The sequence below is a fragment of the Novosphingobium huizhouense genome, assembly GCF_020179475.1.
GTDB classification, from domain to species: Bacteria; Pseudomonadota; Alphaproteobacteria; order Sphingomonadales; family Sphingomonadaceae; genus Novosphingobium; species Novosphingobium huizhouense.
Genome location: NZ_JAILXZ010000001.1, coordinates 990,645 through 1,006,390, shown reverse-complemented (window position 1 = coordinate 1,006,390; position 15,746 = coordinate 990,645). Strand labels below are relative to the sequence as shown.

Below are 15,746 nucleotides of genomic sequence, written 5' to 3'. Positions count from 1 at the left end.
TCACGAAATGCGCGCCAGCGCGAACATCACCTGGAATGACCGCCAGGCGCGCGGCCAGTCGGTTTCGGGCTCCCGGCCCGACGAATACCCGCCCGCCGATTTCACCCAGTGGATCAGCGTGCCGTTCACCGTACGCCGCTCCACCCGCCGCAGCTTCAGCGCGATCAGGTCGGCCAGCTGGCCGGCCACGTTCGGCGTCTCGCCATAGGCGAACAGGTCCACGCGCTGGGCGTCGATCTCGGCATTGCTGCCAGCAGTCAGGGACACCCCGCCAGAGGCGCGCAGCACGAAGGCCGGGCGTGGCATGAGCCTGGTCTGCGCGGCCGGCAGCTCGCCGCCATAGCCGCGCGCCGCCGCGATCGCCGCAATGTCGCTGTCAGCCAGCAGCAGCGCCACCAGCGCGCCGATCGGATCTGCGGCAACATCAGGCATCGCCGCCTCCATCGGTCGGCGCGGCCGGCGTCGCGCTGCCGCCCGGCTTCATCTTGTCCCAGGCCTTGCGGATATTGGCGGCAAGCTCCGGATACTTCGCGTCCGCTGCCGGCCGCAGGTATGGCCGCGCCGGGATCGTGACCCGCTTTTTCAGGATGTAGTGGACCTTGCCGCTGTGCTGGTCGACCAGCATGGGCTGGCCCTTGATCGACTGCACATAGGCAAGGTTGCCCATGTTGCGCGGGGAGCCTGCGCGCTTCGCCGCCTCGCTCACCGGCACCGACAGGAACTTGGCGTTCTTCGGCTCGATCGTCCCGCCCAGCTCGTGGATCAGCGCATAGGCAACGTCCTGCACGCCCCACACGCCTTCCACGCCTTTGCCGTCCTCGGCGGGCGCGGCGTACTTCACCACGTCGATGCCGCCTGTCAGCACGCCGGTCTGGTTCTGCCAGGTGTGGTTCTGGCGCGCGTGGTTGACTGCCGCGCCCATCGTGCGGTTGACGCCTTCGATCTGCGCCGCGCGCATGCGGGCGGTCACCGCCTCGCCCTTCCAGACCAGGGATTGCTCGGCCATTAGCCAATCCTCCGCAGCGCCGCTTCCAGGTGCGTGTGCTTGCGCTGCACCGGGCCTTCGACCGACAGCCGGCCGGGGATGATCTCCAGCCCGCGCCGGTCCACGATCGCGGCCAGCTGGTCGCCGGGCTGCAGATCGGTCCCCAGCGCGAACAGCGCGCGGAATTCCTCCAGCTCGGCCGTCTTGCCCCCGTCGATCGACTGCGTCGCGCTGATCGACCAGACGAAGCACGCGACCGGATCGCCGATCGCGGTAAAGCCCGGCGCAACCGGGTTGCCCCAGCTGTCCGTGCCTGTCGCCGCGTTGCGCTCGATCGAGGCGCGCATGGTGAGCCGGCCGGCGATCATGCGCCATCGTCCCCGTCGCTGTCGCCGATCGGCCCCAGCTCGTTCTCCTGCGCTACGTCCAATGTGGGGAAAACGGGCTCGAAGAAATAACCCTCAGGCCCGCAGCGCCGACGGCGCAGCAGGCTGCGCTGGGTCGAGCGCTCGAGCGCGATCGGCGTGTCCAGGCGCGAGCGGTGCCGGTTGGTCGCAGGGTTCCACCTGGCGCCCGTCGGCCGCGCGCAGGTCAGCCGCCCCACCATGTGCTGGCAGACGTGGCAGTCGGGCGCGCTCATGCCGCTTCCTTCCGCATGCTGCCGTGCCATTTCATGCTGTAGCTCGACAGCTTCATCTCGCCGCCGCGAGGCAGCGTGAACCACAGGTCGGCCGACCAGCCATTGTCCCAGGTCGCGCGGCACCGCCGCAGGTTGCCCTGCCGGTCGCGCCACCCGACCAGGTCGACCAGCGCGGCGTCCTTGCCGATCGGCACGAGCTCGTTGAGCATCGCCTCGGCCTTGTCGGACCTCTCGAGCTGGTGTCGGGTCTGTTTCTGGGAGCGCTTGCGCGGCATGGGATCAGAAAACCGGATCGCCGCCAGCGGCATTCGCCACCCAAAGGAACGCCGTCTCGAATTGCGTCCGCGCCACAGCCAGGCCGCGTGGATCGACTTCGGCTTCCTTCATGGCAGCGAGCATCGCCTTGACCGCCTCGATCGCCGCGCCCGTCTTGATTGTCAGCTCGTCCATCACACCCTCACGCCATGACCAGGCCGCGCCGGTTGGCGAGCCCTTCAAAGATCGCTTCGCGTTCCTTCGTGAAGCTGTCGGAAAGCTGGAATTGATAGTCGCCCGCGCGCTCGCTCTTCAGGCCGCCGCGATAGGACAGGTCGAGCTGCACCAGCTTGATCGTCGCTTCCTCGCGCGCGGCGCCCTCACCGATCGGCGTGTAGGTCACTGTCACGAAGGGCGCCCAGTACAGGCTGCCGTTGGGGCCGCCCTGCAGCCGCTGTAGCGTCCGCCCGCCATGCACCACGCGGTAGTCTGCCGGATCGAGCGTGCGCGCGGCAGAAGCTGCGCCCGTATTGCCCGGATCCATCTCGACCACGGTCACCGCCTGGCCCACGTCCATCGGCCGCTGCAGGCGCAGCGACCGGCGATAGCGCGAGGCGGTGTCGTCGAGGTCGCCGAACTCCTGGACGATCGGCCCTGCCGTTCCGAAGCGCGCGTCCAGCTCGGCAGTGATCCCCTCGATCATCGCCAGCAGTTCGCTATCCGGCAGATCGCTGCCAGTGCGGGTGCGCACGCGGTCCAGCAGGGCCATCGCCTCCGCCCCTTACTTCTGGCGCTGGCGCGGCGGCTTCGCCGCCTTGTTATCCGGCGCCGCAGCTTCCTTGTTGTCCGCAGCAGCCGCTTCCTTGGCGGCAGCCTCGGCCGCTTCGGCAGCGATGCGATCGGCTTCAGCCTTTTCGGCGGCGAGCCGATTCGCCTCGGCTTCCTCGTCCGCCTTGAGCTGGGCCTCGGCCGCTTCGGCGGCGATGCGATCGGCCTCGGCCTTCTCGGCGGCGAGGCGATCGTGCTCCGCCTGCTCGAGCGCATCGCGCACGACGGCGGCCTTCGCTTCGGCATCCTCGCCGGCACCGTCGGGCAGGCGCCCGTCGACCAGGCCGTAAAGCTCGGCCGCGCTGTCGGGGATCTCGTCGCCCGGAACCGCATAGAGGAACGCCGCGCGCGGATCTTCCGCTGCGACCAGGGCATCCTTGGCGGCCGTAAGGCACAGCCGCTGCTTCGCGATCATCATGGCAATGCTCCTCAGTTGGTTTCGTAGTAGTCGACGAGCACGGCCGAGCCGTTCAGGGCCGAGCTGAGCGCGATCGTGTTGCTCTCGCGCGCGCTGGCCGAGAACGTGACCGTCGGCCGGGTCGCTTCGCGCACGCCGGCCAGGAACGCGCTGACCACGGCGTCGCGGCTATTGCTGACCGGCAGGCCGAGCTTGGCGCCAGTGCCGACGCGGATCCGCTCGGTCCCCGCCGAGGCATAGGCCGGCAGCGTGATCGAGGTGACAGTGGCGAAGGCCTTGTTCCCGACGATCGTCGCTGTGCCGGCAGCCACGATCGTTTCGCTGATCGCTTCGCCGGCATTGTTGGTGCCCGCGATCACCACGTTGCCGGCCACCGTGGATGCGTTGCCGGTAACGGTCAGATTGCGGGCGACGTCGGGCGCGGTGATCCCGGCCGTAACCAGCGTCGTCGCACCGTTCGCCATGGCGGTATCGCCAAGCACCGCGTTGGTGGTCCCCAGCGCAGGCGAGCCGAGCGCAGCGTTGAGCACGCGCGATCCGGCTCCGGAAATCTTCGGCATCGGGAAATCCTTTCAGGGGGTGGAGGCCGTCGGGTCCGGCCGACGCCCCCGGTTTGCAGCCTCGGCAGTGCCGGCCCGGACGCCGGCACTGCGTCAAAGGCTTCCCTCGCGCGGTATTAGAGCCCGGTGTTCTGGCAGAAGGCTGCCGGGCGGAACCAGGCGAGCGCGGCGCGCATGTCGGCGCGCACGGTCCGCTTGCCCTTGCCGAAGTCGTCGTTGACGTAACCGACCGCCACGTCGACGCCCTTGCGCTCGAACAGGCCCACCGTCGAAACGTCGAAGGCGCCGGTGTAGCCGGTGCCGGCGCTGCCGGCGTCGATCTGCACCACCTGCAGGCCCCACAGACGCTCCGGCCCGGCCTCGGCGGGCGAACCCCAGATGTAGATGCCGTCGGCGGTGCGGGTCAGGCGGATGCCCTGCCAGTCGGTCGGATGGATCAGGTGATGCGTCGGGTTGGCGCGGCCGGTCAGGCGGACCTTGACCATCGCCTTGAAGAACGTGTCGAGCACCGGATCAGCGCCCTTAGCCTGCGTCTGGATGCCCGAGACGTTGGCGAGGCCGCGCAGGTTCGGTGCCGACCCATCGCCCAGCAACGCCTGGCGATCGAGCCGCTGGCGCACGCCGAACATCAGGCGGCTGCTGATATAGCCGCTCATCATCGCAACGTCGGCCAGCTGCTCGTCGGTCACCGGCAGACTGTCGGTGATCTTGCGCACCGGGCTGGTGCGTTCGGTGAAGGCAAAGGCGCTCTCGGCATAGGCGGCGGCTTCGGCGGTTTCCGCCGCCGAATGCGTCCGCGTGGTCTCTTCCATGTAGACCACCGCGTTCTGGTCGGTCTGGAACATGGGCAGGATGTCGAGCAGCTGGATCGGCCGGGTCGCAGCTTCGACGATCTGCGGCAGGCGGATGGCCTGCGGTGCATAGCCGGCGCTGGTGGTCATCACCGTCTTTTCGCCGAAGGTCTGGCCGGTCAGCGCCTTGACCATCAGGTCGGAAGCCCAGGCATCCTCGAACGTCAGGTCGAGCCCGCCGCTGCCGCTCCAGTTTTCAAGCTGCTTGCACTCGGCCAGCAGCTCACCCAGGCCCTTGACCTGAAACTGACCACGGTTCTCCGGGCGCTGGTCGCCGAAGCCGCTGCCCAGGCCGGGCAGGCGGAAGCCGCTGCGGGCCTTCTCGCGCGCCTGGTGCTGCATCGCCGCCTTCTCGGCCTCGTCCAGCTTGTCCGCATGTTCGCCAAGCGCGTTGAGCTCGTCGTTCATCGCCTTGACCTTCTCGGCCACCGCGATCGAACCCTTAACGTCAGCGCCCAGGCACTTGACCTTGTTGAAGTCGTAGCCGTCGTCCGACTTCGCTTCCTCGAACACCTTGCCCAGCGCGTCCTGCCTCGCCGCCATCTTCTCGCGGGTCTGCTTGAGCGTCAGTCCTTCGATACCGTCCATCGCGAATGCTCCCTTGGCCCGCATGCCGGGCAACCAATTGACCGGAGCATTTGGCAGGAGCGCGGACACGCCTTCGCCCCGGAACAGGTTCCGGGCGAGCGGGACGATGATCGAGGGATTGGCCGGCGCGATCGCGCTGCCGGCAGGGATGGTCTAGCCGATTGGGGCCGCCGATGACAACCGCCCGCCTCCGATCGAGGACGAAAGGGCCGAATTTGCCATTTGAGAAGGGCTAAGAAGGGGGTCAGGGCAATTTTACGGGAAATCCCCCGCCAGCGCGCCCACAGGCCTCCTGGCGGGAAATTTCGGCAGGTTCAGATCCGGGCCTGCAACCGCCCGCGCGACATGGCCTGCAGGTAGCCTGCGACCGCCTCGTTGACCGCCTTGGTCTCGTCGCCGTTGTCAGCGCCGGACTTCACCTGCATTAGCGCATCACCCAGCGCCGCGTGGATCTCGCCCAGCTGCTTCAGTCCCACGGCCGACAGGCAGGACGGATCCTCGCCGATCGCGCTCGCCAGCTCGGCCAGGTTGCCGATCAGCGGCGCGAAGGCCGCTTCCTTCAGCTCGGCAGACTTCACCGCGATCGTGCCGGTCCGCGAACCCATGCCCCGCAGCACCGGACTGAACTCGTAGACGTCCAGCTGCTTCAGCACGCGCACCTGGCGATTGGCGCGCAGCTCCTTCGCGCTGTCGAGCGTGCGATAGCCATAGCTCCACTCCTGGACGGGCCTGCCGGTCTCGAGGTCGAACTTGAGCGCCTCGTGCCAGTCCTTCCCCGCCTGGGTGTTGAGGTTGAGCGTGAAGTCCGCCAGCGCCTGGCCGTTCTGCTCGTAGACCCAGCCCTTGCCGAACGGCATCGCCTGCTTGTTGTGCGCGGGGATCATCAGCGCCCACTGTCCGCCGCCGTCCTTCCAGCTGAAGGCGCCCTTGGCGTAAGTGTCGCCCTCATTGTCGATGTCCGAAAGCACCGCAAGCAGCGCCTTGCCCTTGCCGGCCGCGTCGATGTCCTGAACCTGAAGCGCCTTGGTCTGCATGTCCGTTACTCCTCGAAATTCGGCGCGAAGCTTAGCGTGCCGTTCGGATGCTCCTCGTCCGCCATGACCAGGGCCTTCTCGATCGACACCACCGAACCGTTGCGGGCGATATGGGTCAGCAGCGACCGGCCCGGTCCCAGCAACCCGTCATAGACGATCAGCGTCTCGATCCCTGCGGCGCGGGCGCGCTCGATCGTCGAGATGTTCTGTGCGTACTTCGTCTCGGTGCGGGCGATCCGGCGCGATCGCTGCAGCGGGTTTTCGCTTGGACCGTCCTCGACCAGGCCGGCGATGCGCCCGGCGAGCTGCACCGCGCCTTCGCCGGCCGCGCGGCCTTCGGCCAGCGCGTTGAACATCGCGTCCTTCGTCTGCTCTTCCAGGTCGACCAGGCCGGCGCGCCGCCCGCCCGCCGCGATCACCGATCGCGCGACAACGTCGGGCAGCGACGCGCCAAGCCCGGCGCGCTCGGCCACGTCGTTCTCGGCCGTGGCAACGGCCAGGTACTGCGCCTCGTACATCTGCCGCAGCTCGCCCTGCCAGCGCTCGATGCCCAGATCGTCCAGGATCGCCTGGATCAGCACGTCGTCCTCGCCCAGCGCCTTGCCGGTGCGCATGGCCAGATCGGGATCGCGCTCGAGCGGCACCTTCGCCGCAGCCTCGGCAGCGGTCCCCAGCCTGCCAAAGAAGGCCGTGAGACGCTTCTCGAAAGCGGCTTGCAGTCCGGCCGCCTTCTGCTGCTGCAACAGCGCCCAGGCATAGCCGCGCTGGTAGGCGCTATCGCTTGCGGCTTTCTCCTCGCCCGCTTCGGCCGACTTCTGCGCGGCAGGCGAAAGCGCGGCCTGGCGCACGGCGAGCTCGCGCCCGTTGCCCTCTGGCACTTCGATCGAGGAGATCGGCCGCAGGTAGAAGCGGTGGCTTTCGTCGGCGGCAAGGCCGATCGCGAGGCGATAGTCGAACACCGTGATCGCGCCGCTCGCCAGCATCTTGCCCCAGCGCTCGACCTTCTTGTCTTCGTCCTCCTGCAGCGCCAGCACCGCGCTGGTGTCCCAGGCGACCTTTTCGCCGCGATCGGAGCCGAACTGGCCGAGCAGCGAACGCTGCAGCTCGTCGGCAAACATGCGCGCCATCGGCAGCACGCCGTTGTTCCAGGCAAGCTTGCGCAGCTCTTCCATCGTCGCGCCGACCTTGGTCGCCTGCAGGCCTGCGCCGAAGCCGACTACGGCAGCCGGGATGCCAAGGCATGCGCAGACGCGCTCCTCCGCAACGTCGCGGCCCTCGCTCATGTTCATCTGCTGCGGATTGAAGCCATAGGCCTGGACGTCGGTCGGCGCGCCCATGACCAGCGTACCGCCCCGGTTGTCGCCGCCGAACTGCTGCTTGAACCACTGCTTGGTGGCTTCGACGTCGTCGCCGCTCGCGATCGCGCCGGTCTTCGGGCTGATCACCACGCCAGGCACGCCCATGTTGCGCAGCAGGCTGGCGACGAAGTTGCTGCTTTCCAGATCGATGAAGATCTCGCGGATCACCCCGTCCATCGGCGAAAGCCCCATGCGCGGGTTGCGCGGGTCAATGCCGTGGCGGAAATGGACCACGTCCTCGAACGGGATCTGTTCCTTGCCCTGGCCGTCGCCTGGGTCGTACTCGTAGTGCGAGATATAGGCCGATCCGTTGGCCGGGTACTTGGGCTCGATCATCCAGTTGGGCACGAACCACAGTTCGACCGGAACGCCCGCGCCGTTGCGCACGATCGCCCAGTAGGCATTGCCGGTGATCGCGAACATCATCACCGTCGCCATCCACAGCGCGATATCGCCATAGAACGGGTTCGGCGCCTGGATCAGGTCCAGCATCTTGTGGCTGGGCACCGGCTGCGCATTCCCCTCGCGATCGGGGACGGTCACCTCGAGCACGGCCTCGGGCAGCGCGCGCGCGATCCACATGGCCGGCGCAGTGACGACGGAACTGTCCAGGCCGTCGCCCACTTCGCGGCGGTAGTCGAACCGCGTTCGCTTGAGCAGCCCGCCGAACAGGGGCGGGCGCGACGGATGGCGCATCGCCGTAAGCGCCTTGGTCAGCCAGTTCATGCCGGGGTCCACTTCGAATCGAGATCAGAGGTTTCGAGCGCGCGCGCCAGGGCGACGAAGCCGGCCGGCGTCAGGTAGAGCCGCCCGTCGCCATTGAGCGCGATCAGGTCGGGCATCAGCCGTTCGCGCAGCATCGGGCCGATCGGCGCGTGATCTTCGTCGAACTGCGCCATCGTCGCGCGCCCGGCATTGAGCACGTAGGCGAGGACGCGCCGATCGGTCGGCGCAATATCCGCCGCCTTGGCCGGCGCGGGCGAGACCGGACGCCACGCCGCGCCCTCGGCCGACGCGGCGGCATGCACGGCCAGGCCCAGCGCCCAGAAGCGGTCGCTGTGCCCGTCTGGCGTGCGCTCGGCGGTAAAGCGGATATTGCCCGAAAGCGTGGTCTGCTTGGTCACGGCGCGAAGATCGGCGCGGATCTTCGGATCGTGCGGGATGCGCAGGCCCTTCGATTCCATGTTGCTGCGGACCGGATAGGCGAGCTGCTCTTTCACACGCGGGGTGAAGGTAATCCCTTCCACCTTGTACGTGCCGAAGGCCTTCTGCGCGTCGTCGGTCCACCCGATGCCAAGGCCGGTGGCGTCGATGCACACCCGGTCGCAGCGCTGGAACCACGGCCACAGGATCTTCTCCTGGTCGCCCTTGGTCATGTTCTTCAGCGCTTCGACGTGGCGGGTGTAGAGCACGTCGCCCAGCTTCTCGACCACCCACAGCACAGTCAGGTCGTGCTTGCGGCCGATATCGACGCCGGCATAGAGCGCGCCGCCCTCGATGCGCTGCCAGTCGACGCCGGTCAGGTACTCCGCGCCCGCGATCAGGTCGTATTCCAGGAACGCCGCATCGTCGTCGGCGGGCTGGCACATGTACTCCTGCTGGAAGCTTTCCTCGTCCGCGCAGCCCGACTTCACGAAGTCGAAATACGCCGCCTCGTCCATGCCCTGGCGCTCGTCGTCGTCAGGCAGCGAACGCTGCAGCTTGTACAGGAAGCCGTCGTCGAGCGCGGTCTGCAGTGTAACGGTGTGTAAGGAAATCCCCTTGGGATTGCCGCTTTCCTTCACCTCGCGCACCAGCTGGTTGAAGAAATTGTGGCTGCCGCGATGCGTGCTGATCAGCTCCATCGCACCGCCCCAGGTGATACCTGGATAGGCGATGGCCCACAGCTTGCGCGGATCGGGGTGCAGCGCGAATTCGTCCAGGATGCGCCCGCCGCGCTTGCCCGCCTGCGCGTCGGGGTTGGACGACATCGAATTGATGCGCTTGCCGGTTGTGAAGCTCAGCACATAGGCCGTCTGCTTCGTGCTCTCGTCGATGATCCGCTCGCCCAGGTCCTGCGCGGCCAGGTTGAGCACGCCGGTAAAGAGCTTGCAGTCCTCCAGGAACAGCCGCGCCTGGATATCGTCGCGCGACGACACCCACTGATCATGCCGCGCGCCTTCCTTGCCCGTGCGCGCCACGGCGGCATAGGCCGTCGACCAGGAGATACCGATCTGGCGGCTCTTCTCCATGAGCTTGAGGCGGCTCTCATCGGCGATCCACCGGCCCTGGTACGGCAGGAAGATCGCGTCCGGATTGGCAGGGATAACGCGCGCGTTGCCCATTATCCGGATGCTCGGTCCTGGTTGCCACGGCGGCGGCAAAGCACCTCCTGATAAGCCAGAAGCATCTCGCGCTTAAGCTTCCAGCGCCGGATGATCCACTCAAAGAAAAGTGCCGAAACAACCGTGAAAGCTGCGCTCGCGTAGGCCGCAACATGGATCAACCCAATCCACCAGAGGATGCGATCGAACATCACCCAACCCCCAGCGCGCGGTTGATCTCGGCCAGTGTCTCGGCCGAAACGCCGTTCTTCTTGCCCACGGCCTCAACCTCGGCCGCTGCCTTGCGCAGCTGCGCATCGACCTCTTCCTGCAGCTTGCGCCGTGCGTCGGCCGAAGCCTTCTGGGCGTTGACCGTCGCCTGCAGCGCGCGGCCCAGCTCCATCACTTCCTTGGTGGTGGTGTTTTCCGCCTTCTCGAGCAGGTTGAACATCGCGAGCTTCAGCATCTCGGCCACCGCGACCGTCACCTGGTCCGGCCGCTCGGCGCCGAGCGAGGTGACCAGCTCGCCCGACATGCGCTGGATCTCGTCCAGCTTGCGAAACTGGATCGCCTTGCGCACCGCGAACCGGCTCCAAGCCGACTTGGACACCGGCTCGATCCCGCGATCGGCAAGGCGCTCGTTGAACTCTGCCAGGATCACGTTCTGCGGCAGCTTGCGATCGCGCAACTGGTCGAGCGCCCAGACCACGTCCGGCTCGGCCTCGTCCGGCAGCATGTCGATCGACGACAGCCTACCGCGTCCCTCGCGCCGGTTCTGCTCCTGCCGGTCGGCGGGTTCTTCGCCGGCCATCACTCGACGTCCGCAGGGCGGCTGACCCCTTCGATCACCGCGCGCTCTTCCACGTGATCGCGGCCGGCGCGCGTGATCTTCGCCACCAGCAGCTCACCGGCCGGCTGCAGCTCGACCGCGTCCAGCTGCTCGAGCTTGCGCATCTGGGTACGAACCCAGTCGCGATCGCGGCGGATGCCATAGATGTCGAGCGTGCGCTGGATCAGCAGCTCGTTCATCCGGCCGTCGGTCTGGCGGTGAAGTTCCTTCAGGATGCGCACGCGCGCCTCCTGGGCAACGACGTCGGTAAAGCTCACGGCTGCCTCCGCAAAAAATCGTCGATCCGCTGCACCGTGTGGCTCACGCTGGTGACATGCGTGTCGAGCCGGGTGATCTTCTGGTCGAGCCCGTGGAGATCGTCCTTGGTCGGCATGTGCGGCAGCACGTCCTCCAGCTTCTGGATGCGCCGGTCGTGGTTCTTCAGATCCTCGCGGTGCCGATCAGCGCGGGCGTCGGCCGCTGCCGCCAGATCGTCGACGCGCTCGTTGGTCTCGTCGATCCGCTTGTTGGTGTCGCGCGCCGGGCGGCTGATCCAGATCCACGCCGCATTGGCGATCCCGATCAGAAGGGCGACGACGCTCAGCCACTGCTGCACTGCTGTCAGGCTCATCGCGTCACCCGATCCGCTTGGTGGCGCGCAGCCGGCCGATGATCGCCAGCAGGCCGAGCACACCGGTCAACACCTGCTGCGCTTCCACGCCGCCCTGGACGATATCCGACGAGCTGGCGGGCTGATCGAGGACGAACCCCGCGATCGCCACCACCAGCGAGCCAAGGCCCGCCCAGATCGTGCTCGATTGCCACCACGGCTTGCTGTCGTTGACGCTCACTGTTCGATCCTCCTGAGTCCTGGTCACTTGCGGCTTGGCGGTGGCGGCGGCGCTTCGATTGGCGGGGGCACCTTCGGCCGACTTGCGCCGCGCCGCGCGGGCGGCGTGAGCACAATCAGCAGCGCGATCGCGCCAACGCCGATCCAGCACCCGTTCATCGGCCCAGCCTGTCGGCGCGCGCGATCCAGCCTTTCAGGAAGCGCTTCTGCTCGGGATAGCGCCGAACGATTTCGCGATAGCGTTCGCGCGCCGACTCCCGGTACGCCGTGACCAGCGCCGGCTTGCCCAGGCTCGGCCATTCCAGCACCTGGCGCAGGCAATCCTGGGTGGCGTTGCCGATGGCGCCGTCGACCTTCAGCAGCGCCACGCCCTTCTTCGAAGCAGGGATCTGCAGCAGGCAGGAATTGATCGCGCGCTGCAGCAGCTTGCGCGCCGCGACCAGGCCACCGTTGACGGCCTGGTCGAACATCATCTCGCCAATCGGCGCGGGGAACGTCTCGGCCTGCAGCCGCAGCCAGAAGCAGCGATGGTAGAGGAAGGCGGCGTCGCCGGCCGTCAGCTTGCGGATATCGGCGCCGTCGATATCGCCGTCTAGATCGAGGTCGAAATCGGCCTTGCCGTCGCCATCGGCGTCGAAGGCGCCTTCGCTGGCAAGAAAGCGCAGCGAGATCCCGTACTTCGTCTCGCCGCCGCGATCGACCTTGTCGTTGACGTAGCCGCCTTCGGCTTCGAACACGTGGCGCAGCGCCGCAACAAAGCGCGGCGAATAGCCGCTTACCGTAATCGGTTCGGGAGGAATGTCGGGCCTGTCCATGGCCCGGTTGTGGCCGCAGGCGCGGCCTGCACGCGCCCCGGAACGCATTCCGGGCGCGGTGCTCTTGCGGTCAGAACAGCGTCATCTGGCGATTGTCGGCATCGCGGCGCGGGCCTTTGGCGCGGCGCAGGCGGATGCCTCGAATCGTGTATCCCGTGGCGAGCGCGATGTCACGTTCCGACCGTCCCTCGGCCAGCATGGCATCGACCTTGGCGCGCTGCCGGGCAGCGTGCCCTGCCGGGCCGAGCGGGATTTCCACGCGCAGCCCGGCAAGGCCGCAGGTCAGTTCTTCCGCCACGGCCTGGGCGGCTTCACGGCCGATCAGGCGCGTAAGCCAGTGATCGGCCGCAGGGTTCGGCGGAATGTAGACTTCGGTGCCGCCGCGCACCTTCGCGATTGCCAGCGCGGCCTCTTCGCCGGCCACGCTGGCAATCCGAGACAGTAGAGGCGGCAGATCAGTCCGCATCGCCTGCGGTCCGATCAGGCTTTGTGCGGGCCATGTTGCGCGCATGGTTGTGCCGGCCGTCTTCGTGCAGAACAGTCACCAGCGTGCCGTTCCGGATCACGTAGACGAGCCCAGCTGACAGCACGAGCAGCTCGCCGCCGCTCATTTCGGCGCCGGCCTGCCAGGCGCGGTCGAGCGACTGCGCCAGCGCCGTGCGGATCTTCTCAACATCGACCACGCCGGCCCGCTCCATCCAGCGGAACAAGGCATGATCCGACACCTTCACGGGCGCGGCGGGCTTCCTCGCCGCCTTCACAGCACAAACCCCGCAAGGAACGGAGCTACGAAGCCCGCCACGAAGCCCGCCACGAAGACCAGGCCGAACGCGATCGCGCCCGGCGCGATCTTCAGGTCCGCCGCATAACCTGCCTCGTTGATGGTCGGCAGGTTGCGAAATTCCAGCGTCTCGCTGGATTGGCGGATTTGGGTCACACGATGGCTGGTCATGCCGCATGCCCTCCCGTCGCTGGCGTGCCGAACTCGCGCAGCTTGCGCCCCAGCGCGGCGGCGAGGCGGTCATAGTCCTCGGCAGTCCACGGATCGGCCTTGGCGTTCTCGATGCCGCACAGCTTCCACGCGGCATCGTGCAGGCCCCAGTCGGCCGGTGCCATGCCCGCTGCCTTCAGCTTCGCCAGGATCAGGTGGCAAAGGCTCGATTGCAGCGTGCGCGGGTCCAGCTGCTTGCCGGACACCCGGCAATGCTGGATCCAGCCCGCGCGCGCGGCCATGCTCTTGAGCGCCTCGATCAGCCGGAACGCGTCCGATTGCTTGGCCCACTGCAGCCGATCGCAGCCGAGCTGGCGCTTGGCGAAGGCCTCCAGCGCCTGCTCCGACGAATTGTGCACCGCGCCCAGGTGATAGAGCGAGATCCACAGCGCACGCGCCTTGCGCGCCATCGGATGATCGGCCTTGCCACGCCCCGGCATCGGTCTGAAGCCTTTCGACTTCAGCCAGTCGAGCACGCGGGCGAGCTGCAAATCGTTGCACTCGGTCAGGCTCGTCTTGCCTGTCGTGTCGAACAGGCCCTGGCGATAATCGTCCTCGTCCATCGCCAGCTGCTTTCGTGCGACGTGGATCTTGCCCAGCATCGCCCGGCGCTCCTGGCTTGCCCGGTCGAACTGCGCAGGCTGTGACTTAGCAGTCTGCATGGCTGAATCCTTCCGATCGTGCGTGGAATCGCTGCAGCGCGCTGCAGCAGCTGAGGAAGAAGCCATCGCTCATCCGCAACCGGACGGCCCTGGCGTGCAGCGCCATCGCGGTAGTGTGGTCCCGGCCATCCATGGCCCGGCCGATTTCCGGGTAGCTGAAGGGCTTTTCCGGAATGGCCCGGTGGCACCAGGCCACGAGCGCCCGCGCGTTCTCCAGCGCGGCGCCCCGGCGACGCGAAAGCAGCTCGCGCACGTCCACGCTGTAGAGCGCCGCCGCGATGCGGATCGCGACGCTCGAGAAATCCCACGAAGGCAAGTCGCCCTCGATATGGATCGCGGTCTGATCGGGCCGGGATGCGAAGTCGCAGCCCATCAAGACGGGTGCTGCGCCGCTCATGACGGCCACCCCGTCATCAGCAGTGCGCTCACACCCATCGCCAGGCAGGCGAGAGCCCCGAGCGCCGTCGGCTTCGCCCCCGGCTTCAGCTCGCGCGGCTCGATCGTGATAACCCCGCCCGCGACCTGGTCAACGCGCCCGCTCACCATGTCGATAGCCACGGCCAGCGGCGACATGCCGCCTGCGTCGAGCGCCTGCCACGGCACCAGCACCGAAGTGCGATAGCCATCGAGCCTGCCGAGCACCCGGCCGACCACGGCGATGCCGTCCACGCCGATCGACAGCTCGATCGACCGGCGCGCATCGAACATCGCGGACCGCTGCCACGCCATCTGCGCGGCCTGTTGCAGCAGCGCGATCATGCTGCCACCGCCCGCTGGGACAGCTGCGCCCAGGCATCCTGCAGGTGCTGCACCGAAAGCGGCATGCGCTCGGCCGAGGCGAGCATCCACGCCAGCTCGAGCGTCATCGTGCCGCTGCGCAGTCCCCCCGGCATCGTCACGATCTTGCGCAAGTATCCGATCGCATCGTCCTCGTGGACGTTCCAGGCCTCGGCCAGCGCATCGGCGTCCGACTGCAGCGGCACCGGGCGGATCAGGCGCATCGAAACCCGGCTGTAAAGCTGCGCGAACGCGGCGGCGCGCGCACCGCCTTCCAGGCGCTGCATCACCGTCATGTTGCCCAGCAGCGCGATGCCGACGCCGGTTTCGTCGTGCCAGCTGCGGATTTCCTCGATCGCCTTTTCCGAAAGGTGCTGCGCTTCGTCGATGATGATCAGCGGATTGGTCAGGTCGCGCACGCGGTCCATCACCCGGCCGGACAGCCGCTGCGGCGTGCCGACGGCGTCCTTTTCGCCCAGCGCCTTCAGCACTTCCTGCTGCATGTTGTTCACGCCGGCCGTGGAAGGCTTCATCGTGGCGATGAACACGTTGGGCAGGCAGTCGCGATGGTGGCGGGCCGTCTTCGTCTTGCCCAGGCCGGCACCCGTGGCGACCACGATGATCCGGCCGCGCTGCGCCCAGTTGAGCAGCATCGTGATCTGCTCGCTGGTCGGCGTGGTGAAGTAATCGGGCAGCTTGGGCGCTTCGACGGTCAGCTGCTTCTGCTGGTCGAGCAGCTGGCGATAGCGGAACACCGTCTCGGCAATCCGCCGCTCGTCGCCCGAATAGCCGCTCGGCCCGCCGAACTGGCTCAGCGTGCCCTGCTTGATGCCGATGCGCTTGGCGATCTCGGACCAGCTCGTGTTGGTCGCCTTGCGATGCTCGATCAGCCAGGCGCGCTGCTCTTCGATATCGATGGGTGCGTTTGCTGGGTCGTTCATGTAGTAATGCTCCTGTCTCTTCGTTGGGACAGGCGCGCGGGGGCAGTTTCCTAGGCCGGCC

At 67.5% G+C, this 15,746-nt stretch carries 26 protein-coding genes; all 26 read right to left on the bottom strand.

The window, feature by feature from the left end; all coding sequences use genetic code 11:
* The gene (locus K3A85_RS04995) at positions 1 to 432 is read right to left on the bottom strand and encodes a hypothetical protein (RefSeq protein ID WP_225205386.1); all 432 of its coding nucleotides are present in this window, start codon (positions 430 to 432) and stop codon (positions 1 to 3) included.
* Complete coding sequence (locus K3A85_RS04990; RefSeq protein ID WP_225205385.1) at positions 425 to 1,006, bottom strand: hypothetical protein; 582 nt, start codon at positions 1,004 to 1,006, stop codon at positions 425 to 427. Before K3A85_RS04990 ends, K3A85_RS04995 begins: the two co-directional genes overlap by 8 nt.
* Complete coding sequence (locus K3A85_RS04985) at positions 1,006 to 1,353, bottom strand: hypothetical protein (RefSeq protein WP_225205384.1); 348 nt, start codon at positions 1,351 to 1,353, stop codon at positions 1,006 to 1,008. The genes K3A85_RS04990 and K3A85_RS04985 overlap by 1 nt, the downstream gene beginning before the upstream one ends.
* Positions 1,350 to 1,625, bottom strand: a complete 276-nt coding sequence (locus K3A85_RS04980; RefSeq protein ID WP_225205383.1) for a hypothetical protein — start codon at positions 1,623 to 1,625, stop codon at positions 1,350 to 1,352. Before K3A85_RS04980 ends, K3A85_RS04985 begins: the two co-directional genes overlap by 4 nt.
* Positions 1,622 to 1,900 (bottom strand): hypothetical protein, encoded by a 279-nt coding sequence (locus K3A85_RS04975; protein WP_225205382.1) that lies wholly within the window; start codon positions 1,898 to 1,900, stop codon positions 1,622 to 1,624. The genes K3A85_RS04980 and K3A85_RS04975 overlap by 4 nt, the downstream gene beginning before the upstream one ends.
* Before the next feature lie 4 nt (positions 1,901 to 1,904).
* Entirely contained in the window at positions 1,905 to 2,078 is a 174-nt protein-coding gene (locus K3A85_RS04970) for a hypothetical protein (protein ID WP_225205381.1), read from the bottom strand.
* Positions 2,079 to 2,082: 4 nt separating this feature from the next.
* A complete protein-coding gene (locus K3A85_RS04965) occupies positions 2,083 to 2,649 on the bottom strand; it encodes a hypothetical protein (RefSeq protein ID WP_225205380.1) in 567 nt (188 codons plus the stop codon).
* A gap of 12 nt (positions 2,650 to 2,661) precedes the next feature.
* Positions 2,662 to 3,126, bottom strand: a complete 465-nt coding sequence (locus K3A85_RS04960) for a hypothetical protein (RefSeq protein ID WP_225205379.1) — start codon at positions 3,124 to 3,126, stop codon at positions 2,662 to 2,664.
* 11 nt (positions 3,127 to 3,137) lie between these two features.
* The gene (locus K3A85_RS04955; protein WP_225205378.1) at positions 3,138 to 3,686 is read right to left on the bottom strand and encodes a hypothetical protein; all 549 of its coding nucleotides are present in this window, start codon (positions 3,684 to 3,686) and stop codon (positions 3,138 to 3,140) included.
* 116 nt (positions 3,687 to 3,802) lie between these two features.
* Positions 3,803 to 5,125 (bottom strand): phage major capsid protein, encoded by a 1,323-nt coding sequence (locus tag K3A85_RS04950; protein WP_225205377.1) that lies wholly within the window; start codon positions 5,123 to 5,125, stop codon positions 3,803 to 3,805.
* Between the two features lie 314 nt (positions 5,126 to 5,439).
* Positions 5,440 to 6,159: an HK97 family phage prohead protease gene (locus K3A85_RS04945; protein ID WP_225205376.1), complete on the bottom strand. Its 720-nt coding sequence runs from the start codon at positions 6,157 to 6,159 to the stop codon at positions 5,440 to 5,442.
* A 5-nt stretch (positions 6,160 to 6,164) separates the two neighbouring features.
* Positions 6,165 to 8,243, bottom strand: a complete 2,079-nt coding sequence (locus tag K3A85_RS04940) for a phage portal protein (protein WP_225205375.1) — start codon at positions 8,241 to 8,243, stop codon at positions 6,165 to 6,167.
* Positions 8,240 to 9,841, bottom strand: a complete 1,602-nt coding sequence (locus K3A85_RS04935) for a phage terminase large subunit family protein (protein ID WP_225205374.1) — start codon at positions 9,839 to 9,841, stop codon at positions 8,240 to 8,242. Before K3A85_RS04935 ends, K3A85_RS04940 begins: the two co-directional genes overlap by 4 nt.
* A complete protein-coding gene (locus tag K3A85_RS04930; protein ID WP_225205373.1) occupies positions 9,841 to 10,032 on the bottom strand; it encodes a hypothetical protein in 192 nt (63 codons plus the stop codon). The genes K3A85_RS04935 and K3A85_RS04930 overlap by 1 nt, the downstream gene beginning before the upstream one ends.
* Entirely contained in the window at positions 10,032 to 10,631 is a 600-nt protein-coding gene (locus K3A85_RS04925; RefSeq protein WP_225205372.1) for a phage protein Gp27 family protein, read from the bottom strand. Before K3A85_RS04925 ends, K3A85_RS04930 begins: the two co-directional genes overlap by 1 nt.
* Complete coding sequence (locus tag K3A85_RS04920) at positions 10,631 to 10,927, bottom strand: VpaChn25_0724 family phage protein (RefSeq protein WP_225205371.1); 297 nt, start codon at positions 10,925 to 10,927, stop codon at positions 10,631 to 10,633. Before K3A85_RS04920 ends, K3A85_RS04925 begins: the two co-directional genes overlap by 1 nt.
* Positions 10,924 to 11,280: a DUF2730 family protein gene (locus tag K3A85_RS04915; RefSeq protein ID WP_225205370.1), complete on the bottom strand. Its 357-nt coding sequence runs from the start codon at positions 11,278 to 11,280 to the stop codon at positions 10,924 to 10,926. The genes K3A85_RS04920 and K3A85_RS04915 overlap by 4 nt, the downstream gene beginning before the upstream one ends.
* A 4-nt stretch (positions 11,281 to 11,284) precedes the next feature.
* A complete protein-coding gene (locus K3A85_RS04910) occupies positions 11,285 to 11,500 on the bottom strand; it encodes a hypothetical protein (protein ID WP_225205369.1) in 216 nt (71 codons plus the stop codon).
* A gap of 154 nt (positions 11,501 to 11,654) precedes the next feature.
* A complete protein-coding gene (locus tag K3A85_RS04905; RefSeq protein WP_225205368.1) occupies positions 11,655 to 12,314 on the bottom strand; it encodes a glycoside hydrolase family 108 protein in 660 nt (219 codons plus the stop codon).
* 70 nt (positions 12,315 to 12,384) lie between these two features.
* A complete protein-coding gene (locus K3A85_RS04900; RefSeq protein WP_225205367.1) occupies positions 12,385 to 12,738 on the bottom strand; it encodes a hypothetical protein in 354 nt (117 codons plus the stop codon).
* Positions 12,739 to 12,769: 31 nt separating this feature from the next.
* A complete protein-coding gene (locus K3A85_RS04895; RefSeq protein WP_225205366.1) occupies positions 12,770 to 13,045 on the bottom strand; it encodes a hypothetical protein in 276 nt (91 codons plus the stop codon).
* Positions 13,046 to 13,071: 26 nt separating this feature from the next.
* Complete coding sequence (locus K3A85_RS04890; protein WP_225205365.1) at positions 13,072 to 13,266, bottom strand: hypothetical protein; 195 nt, start codon at positions 13,264 to 13,266, stop codon at positions 13,072 to 13,074.
* Positions 13,263 to 13,967, bottom strand: coding sequence for a gp16 family protein (locus tag K3A85_RS04885; protein WP_225205364.1), 705 nt, complete (start codon positions 13,965 to 13,967; stop codon positions 13,263 to 13,265). The genes K3A85_RS04890 and K3A85_RS04885 overlap by 4 nt, the downstream gene beginning before the upstream one ends.
* Positions 13,954 to 14,364, bottom strand: coding sequence for a helix-turn-helix domain-containing protein (locus tag K3A85_RS04880; RefSeq protein ID WP_225205363.1), 411 nt, complete (start codon positions 14,362 to 14,364; stop codon positions 13,954 to 13,956). The genes K3A85_RS04885 and K3A85_RS04880 overlap by 14 nt, the downstream gene beginning before the upstream one ends.
* A complete protein-coding gene (locus tag K3A85_RS04875; RefSeq protein ID WP_225205362.1) occupies positions 14,361 to 14,726 on the bottom strand; it encodes a hypothetical protein in 366 nt (121 codons plus the stop codon). Before K3A85_RS04875 ends, K3A85_RS04880 begins: the two co-directional genes overlap by 4 nt.
* Positions 14,723 to 15,685 carry an AAA family ATPase gene (locus tag K3A85_RS04870; protein ID WP_225205361.1) on the bottom strand — a complete coding sequence of 321 codons (963 nt, stop codon included), beginning with the start codon at positions 15,683 to 15,685 and terminating at the stop codon, positions 14,723 to 14,725. The genes K3A85_RS04875 and K3A85_RS04870 overlap by 4 nt, the downstream gene beginning before the upstream one ends.
* Positions 15,686 to 15,746 lie beyond the last annotated feature (61 nt).